At 65.0% G+C, this 17,704-nt stretch carries 14 protein-coding genes; 7 read left to right on the top strand and 7 right to left on the bottom strand.

The window, feature by feature from the left end; translation table 11 throughout:
- Positions 1–39: 39 nt before the first annotated feature.
- Positions 40–3,594, bottom strand: coding sequence for a DEAD/DEAH box helicase (locus GO988_RS04800; protein ID WP_157562361.1), 3,555 nt, complete (start codon positions 3,592–3,594; stop codon positions 40–42).
- A gap of 155 nt (positions 3,595–3,749) precedes the next feature.
- On the opposite strand from GO988_RS04800, the gene GO988_RS04795 reads away from it, so the two are divergent.
- Together GO988_RS04795 and GO988_RS04790 are read left to right on the top strand one after the other, a co-directional pair.
- A complete protein-coding gene (locus GO988_RS04795; protein WP_157562360.1) occupies positions 3,750–4,325 on the top strand; it encodes an HAD family hydrolase in 576 nt (191 codons plus the stop codon).
- A 33-nt stretch (positions 4,326–4,358) separates the two neighbouring features.
- Positions 4,359–4,859, top strand: coding sequence for a GNAT family N-acetyltransferase (locus tag GO988_RS04790; RefSeq protein WP_157562359.1), 501 nt, complete (start codon positions 4,359–4,361; stop codon positions 4,857–4,859).
- Between the two features lie 31 nt (positions 4,860–4,890).
- Here GO988_RS04790 and rfbD read toward each other — a convergent pair whose 3' ends face one another.
- From rfbD to GO988_RS04770, 4 genes are all read right to left on the bottom strand, one after another.
- The gene (rfbD, locus tag GO988_RS04785) at positions 4,891–5,775 is read right to left on the bottom strand and encodes a dTDP-4-dehydrorhamnose reductase (protein ID WP_157562358.1); all 885 of its coding nucleotides are present in this window, start codon (positions 5,773–5,775) and stop codon (positions 4,891–4,893) included.
- A 77-nt stretch (positions 5,776–5,852) separates the two neighbouring features.
- Entirely contained in the window at positions 5,853–7,154 is a 1,302-nt protein-coding gene (locus GO988_RS04780) for a family 1 glycosylhydrolase (RefSeq protein ID WP_157562357.1), read from the bottom strand.
- A gap of 208 nt (positions 7,155–7,362) precedes the next feature.
- Entirely contained in the window at positions 7,363–8,085 is a 723-nt protein-coding gene (locus GO988_RS04775; RefSeq protein ID WP_157562356.1) for a YetF domain-containing protein, read from the bottom strand.
- A 192-nt stretch (positions 8,086–8,277) separates the two neighbouring features.
- The gene (locus GO988_RS04770) at positions 8,278–8,964 is read right to left on the bottom strand and encodes a DUF421 domain-containing protein (protein ID WP_157562355.1); all 687 of its coding nucleotides are present in this window, start codon (positions 8,962–8,964) and stop codon (positions 8,278–8,280) included.
- A gap of 216 nt (positions 8,965–9,180) precedes the next feature.
- Here GO988_RS04770 and GO988_RS04765 point away from each other — a divergent pair, with 216 nt between their 5' ends.
- The 4 genes from GO988_RS04765 (at position 9,181) to GO988_RS04750 (ending at position 14,057) form a co-directional block, all read left to right on the top strand.
- Positions 9,181–9,714: a hypothetical protein gene (locus tag GO988_RS04765; RefSeq protein WP_157562354.1), complete on the top strand. Its 534-nt coding sequence runs from the start codon at positions 9,181–9,183 to the stop codon at positions 9,712–9,714.
- Positions 9,715–9,775: 61 nt separating this feature from the next.
- Positions 9,776–11,176 carry an SWIM zinc finger family protein gene (locus GO988_RS04760; RefSeq protein WP_157562353.1) on the top strand — a complete coding sequence of 467 codons (1,401 nt, stop codon included), beginning with the start codon at positions 9,776–9,778 and terminating at the stop codon, positions 11,174–11,176.
- On the top strand, positions 11,173–12,822 hold the full coding sequence (locus GO988_RS04755) for a DUF5691 domain-containing protein (RefSeq protein ID WP_157562352.1): 1,650 nt from the start codon (positions 11,173–11,175) through the stop codon (positions 12,820–12,822). Before GO988_RS04760 ends, GO988_RS04755 begins: the two co-directional genes overlap by 4 nt.
- A gap of 155 nt (positions 12,823–12,977) precedes the next feature.
- A complete protein-coding gene (locus GO988_RS04750; protein WP_157562351.1) occupies positions 12,978–14,057 on the top strand; it encodes an ATP-binding protein in 1,080 nt (359 codons plus the stop codon).
- Between the two features lie 150 nt (positions 14,058–14,207).
- Here the strand turns inward: GO988_RS04750 and GO988_RS04745 are convergent, their stop codons facing one another.
- Positions 14,208–14,621, bottom strand: a complete 414-nt coding sequence (locus GO988_RS04745) for a hypothetical protein (RefSeq protein ID WP_157562350.1) — start codon at positions 14,619–14,621, stop codon at positions 14,208–14,210.
- Positions 14,622–14,748: 127 nt separating this feature from the next.
- Positions 14,749–15,162, bottom strand: coding sequence for a hypothetical protein (locus GO988_RS04740; protein WP_157562349.1), 414 nt, complete (start codon positions 15,160–15,162; stop codon positions 14,749–14,751).
- Between the two features lie 278 nt (positions 15,163–15,440).
- Here GO988_RS04740 and GO988_RS04735 point away from each other — a divergent pair, with 278 nt between their 5' ends.
- A complete protein-coding gene (locus GO988_RS04735; RefSeq protein WP_157562348.1) occupies positions 15,441–17,702 on the top strand; it encodes a DUF5682 family protein in 2,262 nt (753 codons plus the stop codon).
- The last annotated feature ends 2 nt before the right edge of the window (positions 17,703–17,704 follow it).

The following is a 17,704-nucleotide window of genomic DNA, read 5'->3' as shown; positions in this document are numbered from 1 at the left end:
TTGCTGAATCTCCCTACGCACTTTAGCTATTGGCAGGCGCTACCCCAGCCCTACCCCCACCCGCGCCAGTAAGGCCGCGTGGTGCGGGGCGCGGCTCAAAATCACCTCGTTACCAAGTAAAATCAGCTGTTGGCGGGCGCGGGTAAGCGCTACATTCAGCTTGCGGTCCACCTGGCCGGTTTCGTCGGGCGATACCATCAGCTCAATCTGGTGCTCGTGGTGGCAGCAGAAGCTCACGATAATCACGTCGCGCTGCGAGCCCTGGTAGCGCTCCACCGTGTCGACGCTGACTTGCAGCAGGCCGGGCAGGTCGAGCTCGCCGGCCAGCTGGGCCAGCCGGGCCCGAATGCGGGCGGCCTGGTTGCGGTAGCTGGCGATAATGCCCAGGGTGGTTTCGGGGTTGAAGCTGCGGCCGTAGCCCTGGGCCACGCAGGCCGCCGCGCGGGCCGCCAACTCGGCTTCCTGCGCCGATTCTTTCATGGATAAATCTTCGGGCTGGCGGCGAGTGGGCACAAATACCAGGCGCTCGTTGCGCACCCGGGCCAGGAAGGCGTCGGCCGGCGCGGGCCAGGTAGGGCGCGCCAGCGGCTCGTGCTGCCACAGCATGGGGCAGCGCAGCTGGCCGTAGTAGAAGTCGTCGTTGACGAGCACCGCCAACTCCTGGTGCATCCGGTACTGGTCGGCCAGCGTGCCGTGGGCGTGGGGCCAGCGGGCCTCGGCACGCCGGAACAAACGCTCGAAATACGAGTTGCGCAAGTTGGTTAGGCCCAGCTCGGTGCGCAGCAACTCGGCCGCTTCGGGGGCAATGGCACTGGCTTCGGGCTCCTGGGCTACCACGGCGGGCAGCTGGCGGTGGTCGCCAATGAGGATGAACTTGGGCACCTTGGCCAGCAGCGCCAGCATGGGCCCTTCGAGTACCTGGCTGGCTTCGTCCACCACTGCCACGTCGAACTGCTTGAGCAGGAACAACTCGGGCTTGCCCAGCAGGCTAGCCACCGTGCCCACGTAGAACGGGCAGCCCGTGAGGCGCGCCCGCACCGTTTGGCGGTTGGGGCAGTCGCGAATCATATTATCGAGCAAGTACGGCCGGTACTGCGGAGCCGTGCCCAGCCGCGAGCCTACCCGAATAAAGGGCAGCCCAGCCGCCACCAGCTGCTCGCAGATTTCGTCCACGGCGCGGTTGGTATAAGCAGCCAGCAGCGCCTGCTTATCGTCGCGGTACAAGCTAGTAGCCAGCTCTTTGAGCACGGCGCGCGTTTTGCCGGTGCCGGGCGGGCCGCACAGCACAAACCAGTCGGGCGCGGCCAGGGCGCGGGCCACCACCTCGGGCGCGGTAGTGGCGGGCAGCGTGCCCGCCGCCCAGCCTTCGGGCGGGCGCGGGCCAGTGCGGGCCAGCAGGCGCTGGCGGCGCTCGGGCGGCAGGCTAAGGAAGGACGACAGCCCCGCCCACTCGCGCCGAAAGGTATCGTAGGTGTCGGGCTCCAGGGCCCACTGCGAGTGGCCGGCCAGGTAGCGCGGGGCCAGGCGGCGGTTGCGCACCGACAGCACCACTTGCCCATCGGCGGTGAGGTCTTCGGCCAGCACCACCTTCACCACCTGCGCATCGAGCACGCTGAGGGAAGCAGCGGTTTCGGCCGTATCGGGGGCCGCAACGCCCACTTTTACTTTGCGGCGGGGGTAGAGAATGAGTGTATCGCCGGCCCGAAAATTGACTTCGCGGCCCCCGGCCGGCCGCCGAAAAATAAGGTGCGGGCCGAGGCCATCGCGGGCCGTATCGTCGGCATTACTGTTGTCTTCTAGCAGTTCTAATTCATCGAGCAAGCTGAAATTCTGCTGCTTGCGGGCTGCGGGCAGCCGCCACAACCCGGCCTGGCCGCCGGCATCGCCGGGGCGCGAGTCGTCGCCGAGCAGCGTCAGGCGCATTTCGCGGGCCACGAAGCGGGTGAGTTCCAGGCAGTAGGCGCGCTCCACGGGGTCGGCGGCGGCCCAGGCGTTGGCCACCTTCTCGGCCTTGGCCCGGCCGAAGGGGGGTAGGGCCTGGAGGTTGGGGTGCAGCACGGGGGTAAGCAGGCGGGCCACGGTGCTAGGGGTGGTAGCGCGGGCCAACTGCAACTCGGTGCCCACCAACTGGTTGCGGGCCGCCAGCAGGCGGTCTACCAATTCCGCATCTTGGTCGACGCGGCGCACGGGGGCCTGCTCGGGCGCGGCATTCGAATACAAGATGCTGGTGCGGCCGCGGCCAGCTGTTTCACCATCGGCCCCGAACACCGATTCGAGCAGCAACCGGTAGAGCTGGGCCTGGGCGGCGTGGTTGCTCCAGGGCTCGGCGTGCGGCACCTTGGTCGAGCTTTTGAGCTCAATGAGGTCGTAGCCGGTGGGGCTTTCGTGCAGCAAGTCGAGGCGACCCTGCAAGCCGTAGGTGGCCGATAAAAATGCGGGTTCCAGAAAGCAATCGGCCACGCGCAGGGGCTGCTGCTGGTAGCCGGTGCGGCTGCCGGCTACAAAGCCCTGGGCGCGGCTGGCGCGCAGTGTGCGGTAGTGGCGGCGCAGGTCGTCGAGCAGTTCGGGCACACCGTTGCGCGTCTGAAACTCGGGCAGCGCACTGATGATGAGCGGATTAGAGCGAAAGAGCCGCTTTTTAAAAAAGCCTTCGAGGTCGAACGCCATGGTATGGGTAGGCGGCTGGCTTTCGAGGCTGAGCTCGCCGGTGGCGTCTACCTCGGCCATCACGGCGGGCAGCGGCACGGTGGCCCACTCTTCCTGGCGGGCGGCGTGGCTCACTTCCTCGTCCAACAGCATGTTGACCAGGTTGCCGACCACCAGCGGGCGCGAGGTTTCGTCGGGCAGAAAAGCGTTGAGCAGCGCCCACTCCGGGATGGTACCGCCCGCCTGCGCGCACTCGGCAATGGTAGTGACATTCACCAGGTAATCGGGCTCCAACACCACCCGGCGCGGCCGAATACGGCCATCGGGCTGCACGGCCGGGCCCACCAGGTGCAGCACTGGGTGCAGGGCCGCCGCCAGGGGCAGCAGGTTGTCGTAGGCAGCCGGCAGGTCGATGTCGAACGCGCCAGCGGGGCGGTCGTCGGCGGGCACGGCCATTTCGGCGGTGAGGCGGCCGGTGGCCAGGTCTACGTGCAGCACCTGCACCCGCCACGCGGTGCCGGCCGCAGCCAGCGCCACCGCCGTGGCAGCGGGGCTTAGCACCGTAGGCTCGGCGATGGCTTCTTCCCCTACCCCCCCGGCCAGCACGGGGCCGGTGTATGCCTCGTTTGTGAGATGCCGCAGCAACTCGGCCACGGCGGCAAAACCTGTAGCAGCCTCGGCCGGAGTGCCGGGGTAGCTTTCGTGCAGCACCAGGTTGGCCACGAGGCGCAGGTTTTGGAGCTGGCGGCGCAGCAAGGGGGGTAGGCCGTGGTCGTAGGCTACCAGGCCGATGGCCTGGCTGAGGTCGGCAAAGGGCGCATCGCGGCGGCGGCATTCCTCGCGCAATACCTTTTCGAGCAGCTGGCGCAGCTTGGGCAGCTGGTCGGCGGGCGTGGCAGCGGGGGCCGTAGCTAAAGCGGCAAGGCGGGCGTAATACGATTCGGACAAAACGGGCAGCAGCAAGGAACAACCCTAAAATTAACGCCTGCCAGCTGAGCTACCTTGGGAAGACCCCTGGCTGCTGCTGACTTTTGCTTCGTTAGCACGCATCGACCGTTACCGCATTTCCTTATTTGCGAAAGGCCAACGCCACTTAACCGGCTATGAGCAAGGAGCTACTACTGATTCTGGACCTGGATGAAACCTTGATTCATGCCACGCCGCAAAAACTCCGGGATAACTATGATTTTCAAGTTTATCACTACTTCGTTTATAAACGCCCCGGCCTTGCCAGCTTTTTGCAGGAATGCGCTCGGCACTTTAAGTTGGCGGTATGGTCATCGGCCAGCGACGACTACGTACGTGCAATAGTCCAACACATCTTTCCACCGGAAATAGCCCTGGAATTTGTATGGGGCCGCAGCCGCTGCACGCCATTCTTGCAGCCGGAAATAGACGAGAAAGGCTTCTTCAACCTTGATTATTCCAGTAAATACGAGTTTGCCAAACGCCTCAAAAAAGTGCGGCGGCAGGGTTTTCGGCTCGAGCAGGTGCTCATTGTGGACGATACGCCCGCCAAAGTGCTGCATAACTACGGCAATGCTATCTATATCAAGCCTTACACTGGCGAGCAGCTCGACGGTGAATTGCTACTGTTGGCGCCTTACTTGGCGACGCTTAAACACGCGGCAAACGTGCGGACTATTGAAAAAAGATACTGGCACCAACCAGCTGATTAACGCAGTATTTTAAAATCCTCTATCCCTCTTTTTATGTATTTGCCGCCTTATAAAACGTTTCCAGAAATTTCAAACCCGGCGATTAAGCTAAGGCAACTAGTTGCCGCAGACCTTGAGCACATCGTTGATATTTCTTACTATAATGCCCAGCCAGCAACTACTACACAGGAAGCGGCGCGCATGCAAGCCAGCATAACCCACGACTACCAAACCGGCACAACAGTTCACTGGGGCATTGCCGATGTGGCTACTCAGGCGCTGGTTGGCACGTGTGGCTATTACCGTGGCTTCGAGGAAGATACCGGCGAACTGGGCTTTGTATTGAAACCCGCATGCTGGGGGCGCGGCTACATGACGGCGGCACTAAAAGCGGCCATCGACTTTGGATTTAATACGATGGGGCTGCAGAAAATACTGGCCCACACTACCCGCCAAAACGTGAAGACCATCCAGCTGTTAACGCGCCTGCATTTTGTAAAAATTGCCGATGCAACTCCTGATGAAGTGACGTATGAGTTACGTCGAACGCCGTGAGTTTTGCAGCTACTACCAGCGGGCACTAGCCCTACCCCACCAAAATGGCCGGAGGGTTGGCCGAGCTTAGCAGGCGCTCATCTTCGAGGTGGCGGTGCAGGCCGCTTTCGACGCTGGGCAGCAGCGGGCCGCGCTCGGTGCCCAGCACGCTGTAGCGCGGGCGCCGAGCGGCCCAGCCAAACGTAGCGGCGGGGCGCGGCACTAGGCAGCTTTCGTCGAGGCCGGCGATTTGCAAGGCCTGCCGGGCCAGCTCGGCCCAGGAGTAGGTGCCTTGGTTGGCGAGGTGCCAGCAGCCGTGGGCGCCGTCGAGCAGCAGGTCGAGGGCGGTATTGACGAGGTCGGGCACGTAGGTGGGCGAAATGAACAGGTCGTCGGCCGCTGCAAATTCTTCGCCCTGCCGGGCCGCCGTAAGCGCGTGGTGCACAAAATTGTGCTCGTCCCAGGCGCTGAAAAATGCGCTGGTGCGCACAACCAACGCCGTGGGTAGCCGGGCCAGCACGGCCTGCTCGGCTAGCAGCTTGCTGCGGCCATACACGTTGAGCGGGCGAGCAGCATCGCTTTCGCAGTAAGGCGTAGCCTGCTGACCGTCAAATACTAAGTCGGACGAGAACGTGAGCAGCTGCCGGCCTTGGGCCGCGCAGGCCGCGGCTAGCAGCTGCGGGCCGGTAGTGTTTTCGCGGTAGCAGCGGGCGTAGTCGGTTTCGGCTTCATCCACGCGCACGTAGCCGGCGGCGTTTACCACGGCCCAGGGCTGGTAGTGGTCCAAGGCTTTTTCGATGGAGCTGGCCTCGGTGATATCAAGCGCAGCCCGGTCGAGCGTGACGGCGTGCAGGCCCCGAATGCGGCATACCCGCCGGAAAGCCTGGCCCAGCGTGCCGGTAGCCCCCGTGATGATAATGGGTTGGGTAATAGACATAAATCGTTACTTATAGCAAGAGTATTGGGGAATGAGTAGGCTCAGCGCGCAGCTTTGGCAGCCGCGCGCGCTACCCCTCAGGCGGCCTCCGTGAGCCAATAAAACCGCACGTCGCGTTGCCACCAACCCAGCCCGGCCAGCACCGGATGGGTGTACTGGCCCTCGCGAATGAGGCTTTGCACCATGGCGTGCAGAGCCGTGGGGCGGGGCAGGCCGCCGCGCACATCAAACACGCCGGGCTCGTAAGAAGCCCCGTCGCTGGTGAGCAGATTGTCCCAGTCGAAGGTGCCCAGCAAGGCCCACACGGTGAGGGCGCGCAGGCCTACCCCACTGGCCTGCAAGCGGTTGGCCACCTGCCAGGTTTGGTGCAGCCAGCGCAGCTGCTCTTCGCGGGTGCAGCCCAGGTGCGACTCCGTGATGGCCAGCGGCAGCTGGTAGCGCTCCCAGGTTTCACGCAGTAAAGATTCAAGCCCGACGGGCTCGGCGCAGGCCACGCGCAACACCTCCAAATCGACGTAGGCCGAGTGGTGACGGCCACTGATGGCCGGCTGGCCGGGGTAGAGCGCCAGGCGCTCGTCGAGGTAACGCTCGCTGGTGACGTAGTGGTTGATGCCCAGCACCTCGGGGGGTAGGGGCTGGTCGATAAACGCCTGCAATTCGGCTGCTTCAATGCCGTTGCTGCGTAGGTAATCCCAGAGCGGGTGGGCTGGCGTGAGCCGGCCACACAAGATGTCGAAAGTCAGCCACCGTCGATGATTTTCAAACTCTACTTGCGCGGCTAGTTCGGGGGTGCCGTGGGCTTGGCCCAAGTCCTCGGTCTGAACCAGCTGGGCGGCGGGATTGACTTCGCGAATAGCGAGCATAGCCAACCGCGTGGCTTCCAATTCGTTAATTAAGATGCGCACAAACGTGCGGTCGTCGCGCCCGTGCGGATACCAGATGCCGTAGAGGCCGCTGAAGCGGGCCGTGGTCAGGGGCTCGTTCACGGGGGTGTAGTACTTTACCCAGGGGTAGCGCTCGGCCACCATGCGGGCATAGCGGGCCAAGCCGGGGGCAAAAGTGGGCTGGTCGAGGGCGGTGTAGCGCGGGCCGCTACCGTGGTGCACTAGGCCCACAATGGGCTCGATGCCCAGTGTTTGCAGGTAGCCTAGGCGTTCATCGGGCCACTCCCAGTGCGGGTCGTCGAGGCTGTCGGGGGCCACGGTTTCCCAAAGAATGGGGTAGCGTAGGGTGCGCAGGCCCAATTCGGCAAAGCGGTCGAGGTCGTCGAGCCGGTCGCGGTGGCCATTGCGAACCAGCTGGTCCGAGTAAGCATCCTCAATGCGGCGGCAGGTGCACTCTACCCCACCCCAAATCTCTACAGTCGCTGTTTTAATCATCCAAGTAAGCTTACGTTCGACGGGTTAGCTAGGCATGTAGCCAGGCGCTAACCACGGGCAAAACTCGGTTTTCAGGCCGAGTTTACGTACGTACTCGTTAAGTAAGCAGCAGGTTACCAATGGCCTAACAAACGCAGGCCGTTTGCGGCGGCTAAGCCCCACCGTTGGGCAGGCTTAGGGCCGCAGCCTCAGCAAGGAGGGCGCTGGCCTAACTTTCTTTCTTTTCGGCTGGTTTAATGGCGTTTACGGCTGGCTCCCACTGGTGGGCGCCGCAGCACGGGCAGGGGGTAGGAGGCGCCTGCGGAGCATCGGCTACCTGCCCACACTTGAGGCAGGCAAACTTGCCGGGCACGGCGGGTTGCTCTTTCCGAAAGCCTTTGTCCCAACCCGGAATCAGCGACAGGCCCGGCTGGGGCTCTTCGGCTTCGACCAGGCTGAAGGTGCCATTTGCTTCCATGTAAAGGCGGCGGACTTGACCCAGATGCTCCAGGCTTTCGCCCCGCAGCTGGGCGAATAACCGCTCTTGCGAGAGTACCACCTGCTCCATCACGGGTAGTTGCAGCACGCCATCAGTCACTACATTCACCAGGTTGCCTTGGAGGAGGTGCTCGGCAGTGGGGCGGCGGGCGGCCCAATGCGTTACGAGGCGATGGCCCAGTACCACCACCGCGGCAATAACAACCGGCGCCAGCAGCCCGCGGTCGGCCGACAGTAAGGGGATGCCAATGCTCACGGCCAACGAAACCAAGCCCGCCAGCTCGGTGCGGCTGATTTGCCCGGCCATGCGCTTGCCCATCAGGCGCAGGCCGATTAGCAGCACCAGGTACATGAGCGCTAGGCGGATAGCCGTCTCTAGCAAAAAGCTCCAGGGCACATCGCCCATTAAAATGCGCAGGTAGTCGGTAATATGAGGAGGGGGGGGAGGAGGCATAAAATTCGGACTAAAACTTAGCGCGTGTTTAGAAAAACCATCCTACTTCGGCAAGCTCAGCGGGATGGCCTAAAGATTTTTTATCAAAAATTAAACAGACTCTTATAGCAACCAACGCAGCGTTGCCCCTACACGCACTGAATTACCAGCAAGCCGGCAGGCCGCTGGTTTTCAGCACGAAAGGGCGAGCGCTTACAACGTGGCGGGCACCCAGTCCTGGGCGCTGCAACGCAGGCAGTTGTGGCCGGCGTGGTCGGCAGCGGCGGGCACATGGCCGCAGTTCGCGCACACCTTCACCCCCTGGGCGGGGCCCGTGGTGGCGGGTAGGGTGTCGGCGCGGGGGCGCACGCTTAGGCCGGGCTGCGGCTCGGGCAGCTTGTACAGGCTAAGGTGGCCATTAGCCTCGAAATACACCCGGCGCAGTTCGCCCAGTTGTGCAATGTTTTGGTTGCGCAGCTGGCCAAACAGCTGTTCCTGCGACAGGGCTTGCCGTTGCAGGGCAGCCAGGTCTAGGCAGCCGTCGCGTAGTAGCAGGGCCAAGTCGCCTTGCTGCGCTAGCTCTACGGGGCGGTACTTAAAGGCCAGCCAGTTGCTGAGGCGGTGCATGGCCAGCACCGCTACTAGCACCACCACGCTCGGCAGCAGCCCGGCCGTCGGAATCTGCATGGGCCCCGCAATAATGGCTCCCAGCATCAGCACCACGGCCAGCTCGCTCACCGACATCTGGCCCTTCATGCGCCGGCCCAATAGGCGCACGATAATCAACATCACAATAAAAATGAGCAGGGCGCGAATGGCTACCTCGCCCGTAAACGACGGCGGGGCCGTGCCAAACACCCAGCGATGCCAGTCGCTAAATACAATATCCTCCTTTTTCATAACCCCGATTGCTAGACCTATACCATAGGTGAAGGCAACTGAACGGTAGCAACTAAGCTGGGGTTTTCTTTAGGCAGGCAGGGTTCGTAAACTACCCGCCTACCCTCTAGAAAGTGGGGCACGCCCAACCTCCTCTGTATTCGGCCAAACGCGCTGGCCCTCTACCTAGACGCACATAGCGCCGCAGAGCCTAACTTTTTCGCAAACTTTGCGGCAATGTTTTTTCTCCGTCGTCCTTCTCTGCTGCTGCTCGCCCTGCTCGGGCCCGCCGCCTTTGCCCAAAATCTACCGGCCGCGCCCGACTCGCCCCTACCCCGCCTGCTGGCCGAGCGCCGGGAGCTGACGCAGCAGTACGCCGCCGCCAGCGCCCAGCGCCACAGCCTGTTTGGGCTCAGCAACAAGCCATCTAAGAAGGACTTGCAGGATGTGGTGGATGCCCTGCAAGGCATCGTGAACAAGGACGAGCAGATAGTGGCCGTACTTAACCAGACTACCCAGCGCGCCCAAACCACGGCCAGCACCCTGCAAAACACCGGCCGCGACGACCGCAACCTCACTTCCCAACGCCTCGGCGAGCTGCAAAATGAGCTGCAAAACCAGCAGGAACGCCTGCGCCAAGCCGCCGAAAAGCAGCGCGGCCTGGCCGCCGAGCTGCAAGAAGCTCAGCAAGGCCGCACCGGCCGCGACATTGCCCTGGCGGCCCTGGCCGTGGCCTGCGTAGGCCTGTTTTTTTGGCGGCGAAAACGCTAGGGCAGCTCGGCCGTTGGGCCCTACCTTGGGCCGCCAAACCACCGCCCGGCCCCCGCCGCGTATGATTGCTTTTAGCGAAGAACAAGCCACTGCCCTCGTTACCGACCCCGGCACCCTGAAACGGGGCCGCGAGCTGGCCGCGCCTGCCAAGTGGGCGGCCCTGGGCCGCACGGCCACCGCCGCCTGGGGCGAGTGCGCGGGCAGCGGCAGCCAGCCTTACCGCACCGGCATCGACCTCACCGAGCCCGCCTTCAAGTGCTCGTGCCCCAGCCGGGTGTTTCCGTGCAAGCACGGGGCGGGGTTGCTGCTGCTGCTGGCGCGCCAGCCCGCGCTGGCACCCGCTGGCGCGCCCCCCGCCTGGCTGGCCGAGTGGCTCGAAAAGCGCCAAGTTAAAGGCGCCGGGCCAGCTGCTAAAGCCGGCGCTCCGCCGGCTCCCACGGCCCCTACCCCTACTGCTTTGGCGCTGGGTAGCGCAGCGCCTGCCCCCACCCCGGCGGCCCCCAGCGCAGCGCAGCAAAAGCGCGAAGCCCGTATGCAGGCTGGTGCCCAGGAGCTAGAAACCTGGCTGCTCGACCTGATGAGCGCCGGCCTGGCCGAACTAGAAAAAAGGCCGCTCGCTTTTTGGGAAAGCCAGGCCGCCCGCCTGGTCGATAATCAATTGCCCGGCCTGGCTGCCGCCCTGCGCGAACTAGCCGCCTACCCCACTGCCGGCGCCGGCTGGCACCAGCGCCTGCTAGCCCGGTTGGGCGAGGTATACCTGCTGCTGCGCGCCTTCCAAAACCGGGCAGCCCTGGGCCCCGCCGCCCGCGCCGAAATAAACCAGCAGGTAGGCCTCACGCTCAAAAAAGACGACCTGCTGGCCGACCCCGCCACCGAAATACTAGCCGATACCTGGGTGGTGCTAGGCCAGTTTAGTTGGGATGAAAACCGCCTCACGGCCCGCCGCACCTGGCTACGCGGCCAGCACAGCGCCCGCTACGCGCTGGTGCTAGAGTATTCGTTTGGCGGGCAGGCCTTTGCTACCCCGCTAGTACCCGGTGGGCGCTACGCGGGCGAGCTGGCCTTTTACCCCGGCCTGCTCGCCTTGCGCGTGGCCCCGGTGGCCCTGGCCTACGCCGGCCGCGCCAACCCCGCTGCGGCCCCGGCGGGCCTTGGTTTTGGCGAATTGCTGCACGGCTATGCTGGCGCGCTGGCCCGCCACCCGTGGCTGCGCGAGTGGCCCGTCACCCTCACCGAGGCCCTCCCTACCCCCCTGCCCGACGGCACCTGGCTGCTGCACCACGCCACCGAGCCCCAGGCCCTCCCCCTGCGCCTGCCAAACGAGGAGGCGGGCTGGCAGCTGCTGGCCCGCAGCGGAGGCCAGCCCCTCACCGTGTTTGGCGAGTGGAATGGCCACACCTTTCGCCTGCTTGGCAGCTGGGCCGAGAGCCACTCCGGCGCCCATAACCCGCCCGCCGCATGAGCCCTACCCCAGTTCTCCCCGAGCAGGCAGTGCCCCAGTGGCCCCAGTTGCTGCGCCTGGCCCTGCTCGGCACCCGCCAAAACTCCGTGGCCGTGCCCGCCGTGCCCGGCTTCGTGCCCACCGCCGATGCGGCCACGGCGCCCAGCCGCGAGCAGCACTTACTACTGGCCGCGGGGGCACTGGCGCTCCTGCAAAAAGCAGGCTACGTGCCAGCCCTCCCGCCGCACCCGGCCCCGCCGCCCGCCCCGGCCGAGCATCTGCCCGCGCTGGGGCCGCTCGGCTATGCGTGCTTGCAACGCATGGTAGTCAGCTCGCTGCACCTGGATAGCTTGCCGGCTTATTTGGTGCGCGTGGCTGCCGCTGGGCGCCGGGTGCCCGATACCCTGCTGGTGCCGCTGCTGCACTACGCCACCCGCTCGGCCGAAACCCGCGCGGTGCTGGCCCCCGTGCTGGGCACACGGGGCCACTGGCTAGCGGCCCAAAACAGCGAGTGGGCCCACCTGGTAGTCGCCTCCCCCCCTGCCAGCGCCGACCCCACCGACCTTGGCCCCTGGGAAACCGGCTCGCTAACCGAGCGCCTAGCTTGGCTGCGCCAGCGCTTTGCGCACGAAGCCGAAGCGGCCCGCGCCCTGCTGCTGGCCGCCCTGCCCACCGAACCCGCCAAGGTGCAGGAGGCGCTGCTGGAGCTACTGGCTGAGCACCTGCACCCCACCGCCGAGCCCACCCTGGAAGGGCTGTTAAAATCGCGGGGGCAGGAAGTGCGCCGCCAGGCAGCCGAGTTGCTGGTGCGCCTGCCCGGCGCGGCCCTCACCGAGCGGCTGTGGGCGCGGGCCGCGCCGCTTCTGCAAGCCAAGCGTGGCTTGCTGGGCTTGGGTAAAGCCAGCCTGGCCGTGGCCCTACCCCCCGCCTGGGACAAAACCTGGCTGGCCGATGGCATTGAGGAAAAAAACAGCCGCTTTGCCTACGCCGAGCTGGCGGGGGGCGGGGGGCCGACGGCCGCGCGCCTGGGCAACCTACTGGCCCTGCTGCCGCCCAGCCGCTGGTGCCAGCACCTGGGCCTGGCGCCGGCCGAACTGCTGGCCGCGGCCCTGGCCACCGACTGGGCCGTGCCGCTGCTGCCAGCCTGGGCGCACAGCACCCTGCTGCACCGCGACGCCGATTTTGCGGCCGCCTTCGTGCAACTGTGGCTGCGGCAGCGCCCAGCCTTGCACCAGGCGCGCTGCGTACATGCTATAAACTGGGTGGCCCTAGTCGAGTTACTGCCCACCGCCACCCGCCAGGCGCTGGTGCTGGAGCCGCTGCTGCAACGCGTGCGCCAACAGGCCCCCGACTGGCCGGCCGACCTCGGCTACGTGCCCGGGCCCTGGCCGCGCGCCCTGAGCGTGGCCGTGGTGGAGGTCATCAGCCGCACGCTGGCGCATACGGCCGTGCCCGATGCGTACCACAACGTGCCGGTGGCCTTGCGCGACCTGGCCTGGGTGCTGCCCCAAACGGTGGCCCCGCGCCTTGCTGCCGCCGATATACCCTGGGCCCTGCAACACGTCGAAGCCATTGAGCAGCCGCACGAACTGTTCCGCAGCCCCTTGCAGCTGTTCGTTGATAACCTGCGCTTTCAGGCCGAACTGCTAGCGTCGTTGCGAGAGTAAGGCATTAAGTAAGCAGGCTAGCCTGCTTACTTAATGCCTACCCCTACCCTTGTATATCAGGCTTGGCAAGCGGCCCCCAGATAAGCTCAATAACTGAATTTTTCCGAGCCGTAAAATTCACAATTCCTATACTTGCACTTCCTATTTAAACCAGAATGGACCTCCTACGCCCCCACGTTGAAGTTGCCTACGCCGAAGAGTTGGCCGAACTGCGCCGCCTCGACGACCGCCCACGCCCTACCAACTGGCAGCTCTCGCCGTGGGCGGTGGTGACGTACCTGCTGGGCGGCAAGCTCGACAACGGCTTTGAAATTGAGCCCAAGTACATCGGCCAGCGGCGCTTGATGGAAATCGCGGTGGCAACCCTGGCCACCGACCGCGCCCTGCTGCTGCTCGGCGTGCCCGGCACGGCCAAAAGCTGGGTGAGCGAGCACCTCACCGCCGCCATCAGCGGGCATTCTAACCTGCTGGTGCAGGGCACGGCGGGCACGGCCGAAGACTCGCTGCGCTACTCCTGGAACTATGCCCGCCTGCTGGCCGAGGGCCCGTCGCTGGGCGCGCTCGTGCCCAGCCCCCTCTACCAGGGCATGGCGCAAGGCCAGCTCGTGCGCATCGAGGAGCTGACGCGGATTCCCAGCGACGTGCAGGACACGCTCATTACTATGCTCTCGGAGAAGGTGTTACCCATTCCGGAGCTAAACACCGAAATCGCTGCCGCCCGGGGCTTCAACGTGATAGCCACCGCCAACGACCGCGACCGTGGCGTGAACGAGCTAAGCAGCGCCCTGCGCCGCCGCTTCAATGCCGTGGTGCTGCCCCTGCCCGCCACGCTGGCCGAAGAAGTTCAAATTGTGCAAACCCGCGTCGAGAAGCAGGGCAAGGCGCTGCAAATTCCGGCCGAAGCCCCCGCCCTGGAGCAAATCCAGCGCCTCGTGACCGTGTTTCGGGAGCTGCGCCAGGGCGTGACCGACAACGGCAAAACCAAACTCAAAAGCCCCGGCGGCACCCTCAGCACCGGCGAAGCCATCTCGGTGATGAACAGCGGCTTGGCCCTGGCCGCGTACTTCGGCGACGGTACCCTGCGCGCCGCCGACCTGGCTGCCGGCCTCACCGGCGCCGTCATCAAAGACCCTACCCCCGACCGCGTGGCCTGGCTCGAATACCTCGAAACCGTGGTGAAGGAAAGAGAAGGCTGGAAGGATTTGTACCGCGCGTGCAGGGAGGTAGTGGCGTAGAGCTCACGCGGCTAACCAACCTTATACTAGTGCCGCCGCGCATGACGTATTGCGAGCACGAAAATCTACACAACCAACTAGCGCCTCAGCGGCAGAGTGAAGTCCATCGCCACTGCATAGTTGGCTTTGGATTGGTAATTATACTAATCCCTACCCCCCGCTTTGCTGCGCAGCCAGCCAGGCATCGGCGTCGCCCTCGTTGAGGAAGCGGCCAAACTGCAACGGGCTGCCGGGAGGGGCGCTGAGCAGGGACGGCGGCAAGCTTTTCAGGTACTCGGGTAGCACTAGAAAGCTCACGGACAGCGGCATACCAAGCTCGCGCTGCACCTGGGGCAGGAAGCGCGTCACAACCCACTCGGGGCCATTGAGGCTGCGATTGGTGCGGCGGCGCGAGTCGATGAGCCAGTAGGCGCAGCGGTAGTGCCGGGCCGCCATGCGCAGGGCCTGGTAGCCAGCATGCAGCTCGTCTTCATTCACGGAGCGCAGCCAGCGCCCCGTTAGCTGGCTCAGGTCGGGGCGGTAGGTAACGTGCAGGGCGACAGTTGAGAAAGGGTCGGGCGACATGGCAGCAAACTCGGCGGGTGGGGCCCTAAAGCTACAAAGCGGCGCCGACGCCTCCACCAAAAAAAGCCCTTAGAAAAAGCATTTTCCTGCTTTCACATCGGCTGATGCCCGGCGCCCTACCCAGGCACTATACGCTTACCTGCCGCCGGGCCAGCCAAGCGTTGGCCGCGCCCTCGTCGAGGAAGCGGGCAAACTCCACGGCCGCGTTGGGGCGGCTAGCGCTGGCGCTGGGGGGTAGGCTCTGGAGGTAGTCGGGCAGCACCAAGAAGCAGACGCACAGCGGACTACGCAACTCGCGCTGCACCTGGGGCAGGAAGTGGTCGGTGACCCAAGCGGGGCCGCTGCGGCTGCGGCTAGTGCGGCGGCGCGAGTCGATGAGCCAGCAGCCGCAGCGGTAATGCAACGCCGCTTGCCGCAGGGCATCGTAGCCGGTGTGCAGTTCGGTTTCCGTCACAGAATCCAGCCAGCGCCCCGTTAGCTGATTGAGGTCGGGGCGGTAGGCCACTTGTAAAAAAGCTGTGGAGTAAGTAGTTGAAAACATAAGCACTGGCAGAAAAAAGGAGGAACGGCAACAGCTAGGCAGGTAGAACTACGTAACCTAGGAAGCGACCGGTTTTAGCATAATAGCAATAAAATTGACTTATTTTGGGACATTTAAATAAGTTTTTTGTCCCACTTTAACACTTATTTTCAACGTTTTGAGTAACTGAAAACAGATTTTATCAAAAAAGCACAATTTTAAGACTTATACACTTCCCCCTGCCGCCCCTAACTGGCCTGCAAGCCCCTACGTATGAACGGCGCAGCCTATCTTTTGCCATGCCTGCTTCTGACCTCCGCCTCTTTGGAATTCGCCACCACGGCCCCGGCAGCGCCGCCAGCTTGGTGGCCGCGCTCCACGCGTTTCGGCCCGATATCGTGCTGCTTGAGTGCCCCGCCGATGGCGAAGCCGCCCTGGCTACGCTGCGCGACCCCGCCCTAATTCCGCCCGTGGCCTTGCTACTTTATAACCCCAAGCAGCAAGGCCAGGCGTCGTTTCTGCCCTTTGCCGAGTTTTCGCCCGAGTGGCAGGCCGTGCAGTGGTGCTTCGCCAATGCGGCCCACGTGCGCTGTTTCGACCTGCCGATGGCCCTGCGGTTTGGGCTGGATAAGCTGGCTAATCAAGACACTGACGCAGCGGGCGACGACGCCGCAACTACCGTTGCCGACGCCCCTACCCCCGACTTCGAAGCCGACCCCGTGGCTTACATCGCCCGCCTGGCCGGCTACTCCGACTCGGAGCAGTGGTGGGAAACCCACCTTGAGCAGGCGCCCGGCCACGCCGATACCTTCGGCGTGGTGCTCGATATGATGACGGCCCTGCGCAACGAGCTACGCCGCCCCGAAAGCCCCGAAACCTTGCTGCGCGAGGCCTACATGCGCGAAACCCTGCGCGCTACCCTGGCCCAGGGCTACGCCCGCGTGGCGGTGGTGTGCGGGGCCTGGCACGCGCCGGTGCTCACCGACCCCGACTTCCAGAAGAAGGAGGACAAAGCCCGCCTGAAAGGCTTGAAAAAAGCCCCCGTCGAAGCCACTTGGATACCCTGGACCTACGAGCGGCTGTCGTTCAGCTCGGGCTACGGGGCGGGCGTGCTCTCGCCGGCCTGGTACGAACTGCTGTTTACTACCCCCCGCGCCCAGGTGGTAACGCAGTGGATGGTGCGCGCCGCGCGCCTGCTGCGCAGCCAGGATTTGGATGCTTCCTCAGCCCACGCCATCGAGGCCGTGCGGCTAGCCGACACGCTGGCCGCCGTGCGCGGGCTTAGCCTGCCGGGCATCGGCGAGCTGCAAGAAGCGGCCGTGGCCCTGCTGGGCGGCGGGTATAGCGAAGGCCTGGCCGTGGTGCAGCGCGCGCTGGTGGTGGGCGAAAAACTAGGCGAAGTCCCCCCCGGCCAGCCCGCTACCCCCCTGCAGCAAGACCTGGCCCAGCAGCAGAAAGCGCTGCGCCTCAAGCCCGAACCCGTAGCGAAGCCGCTGGCCCTCGACCTGCGCCAGGATACCCACCTGCTGCGCAGCCACCTGCTGCACCGCCTGCGCCTGCTCGGCATCGGTTGGGGCCAGCCCCAGCAGGTGGCGGGGGGTAAGGCCGGTACTTTCCACGAAGAATGGGAGTTGCACTGGCCGCCCGACATGGCGCTGGCCGTTATTGAGGCGGGCCGCTGGGGCAATACCGTGCTCGCCGCGGCCGCGGCCCACGCCACTGCCCGCGCCGCCGAAGCCCCAAGTCTCGAAGCTGTGAGCCACCTGCTCGAAGAGGCCCTGCGTGCCGACCTCGGCCCGGCCGTGCCAGCGCTAGTAGCCCGCCTCGAAGCCCTCGGCGCCAGCACCCGCGACGTGACGCACCTGCTCGCGGCCCTACCCCCCTTGGTGCAGGTGCTGCGCTACGGCAGCGTGCGCCGCACCGACACCACCCAGGTTACCCAGGTGGTGCAGCAGCTGGTGCCGCGCCTGTGCATTGGCTTGCCCGGCGCCTGCGCCGGCCTCGACCTCGATGCCGCCCGGTCCTTGCTGGATAAACTCGAAGCTGCTCACGCTGCCATTCGCCTGCTGCAAGAGGCTGGCCACGAAGGTGAGTGGTACGCTGCCCTGGCGGCCGTGCAGCGCAGCACGGCCAGCAACGGCCTGCTGGCGGGCGCGGCCGCTCGCCTACTTTTCGACACCCACCAGGCGACCACCGACGCCACGGCCACGGCCCTGGGCTTGGCGTTGGCGCCTGCCCAGCCCACGGCCTACGCCACCGCCTGGATGGAGGGCTTTTTGCGCGGCTCGGGCCTCGTGCTCATCCACCACCGCGAGCTGTTCGACCTGCTCGATGCCTGGCTTGGCAGCTTGCCCGAAGACGTGTTTCGGGCCGTGGTGCCGCTGCTGCGCCGGGCGTTTGCCGAGTTTTCGCCGCCCGAGCGCCGCCAGCTCATGGACCTGGCCGGGGCCGCGCCCCCTACCCCCCCTGCCGCGGCCGGGGCCCTGGATTTTGACTGGGAACGCGGCGCGCAGGTGCTACCTTTTTTGCGCGAGCTAGTGGGCGTAGCTGCCTTTTCCTAAAG

Origin of the sequence: Hymenobacter ginkgonis (assembly GCF_009755225.1) — a bacterium.
Taxonomy (GTDB): domain Bacteria; phylum Bacteroidota; class Bacteroidia; order Cytophagales; family Hymenobacteraceae; genus Hymenobacter; species Hymenobacter ginkgonis.
This window is presented reverse-complemented; position numbering and strand designations above follow the sequence as displayed.

Bases quoted from the DNA above. Each gene is read 5' to 3' on its own strand.
- GO988_RS04795 (WP_157562360.1), top strand. From the start codon at position 3,750: ATGAGCAAGGAGCTACTACTGATTCTGGACCTGGATGAAACCTTGATT.
- GO988_RS04790 (WP_157562359.1), top strand. From the start codon at position 4,359: ATGTATTTGCCGCCTTATAAAACGTTTCCAGAAATTTCAAACCCGGCG.
- rfbD (WP_157562358.1), bottom strand. From the start codon at position 5,775: ATGTCTATTACCCAACCCATTATCATCACGGGGGCTACCGGCACGCTG.
- GO988_RS04780 (WP_157562357.1), bottom strand. From the start codon at position 7,154: ATGATTAAAACAGCGACTGTAGAGATTTGGGGTGGGGTAGAGTGCACC.
- GO988_RS04775 (WP_157562356.1), bottom strand. From the start codon at position 8,085: ATGCCTCCTCCCCCCCCTCCTCATATTACCGACTACCTGCGCATTTTA.
- GO988_RS04770 (WP_157562355.1), bottom strand. From the start codon at position 8,964: ATGAAAAAGGAGGATATTGTATTTAGCGACTGGCATCGCTGGGTGTTT.
- GO988_RS04765 (WP_157562354.1), top strand. From the start codon at position 9,181: ATGTTTTTTCTCCGTCGTCCTTCTCTGCTGCTGCTCGCCCTGCTCGGG.
- GO988_RS04760 (WP_157562353.1), top strand. From the start codon at position 9,776: ATGATTGCTTTTAGCGAAGAACAAGCCACTGCCCTCGTTACCGACCCC.
- GO988_RS04755 (WP_157562352.1), top strand. From the start codon at position 11,173: ATGAGCCCTACCCCAGTTCTCCCCGAGCAGGCAGTGCCCCAGTGGCCC.
- GO988_RS04750 (WP_157562351.1), top strand. From the start codon at position 12,978: ATGGACCTCCTACGCCCCCACGTTGAAGTTGCCTACGCCGAAGAGTTG.
- GO988_RS04745 (WP_157562350.1), bottom strand. From the start codon at position 14,621: ATGTCGCCCGACCCTTTCTCAACTGTCGCCCTGCACGTTACCTACCGC.
- GO988_RS04740 (WP_157562349.1), bottom strand. From the start codon at position 15,162: ATGTTTTCAACTACTTACTCCACAGCTTTTTTACAAGTGGCCTACCGC.
- GO988_RS04735 (WP_157562348.1), top strand. From the start codon at position 15,441: ATGCCTGCTTCTGACCTCCGCCTCTTTGGAATTCGCCACCACGGCCCC.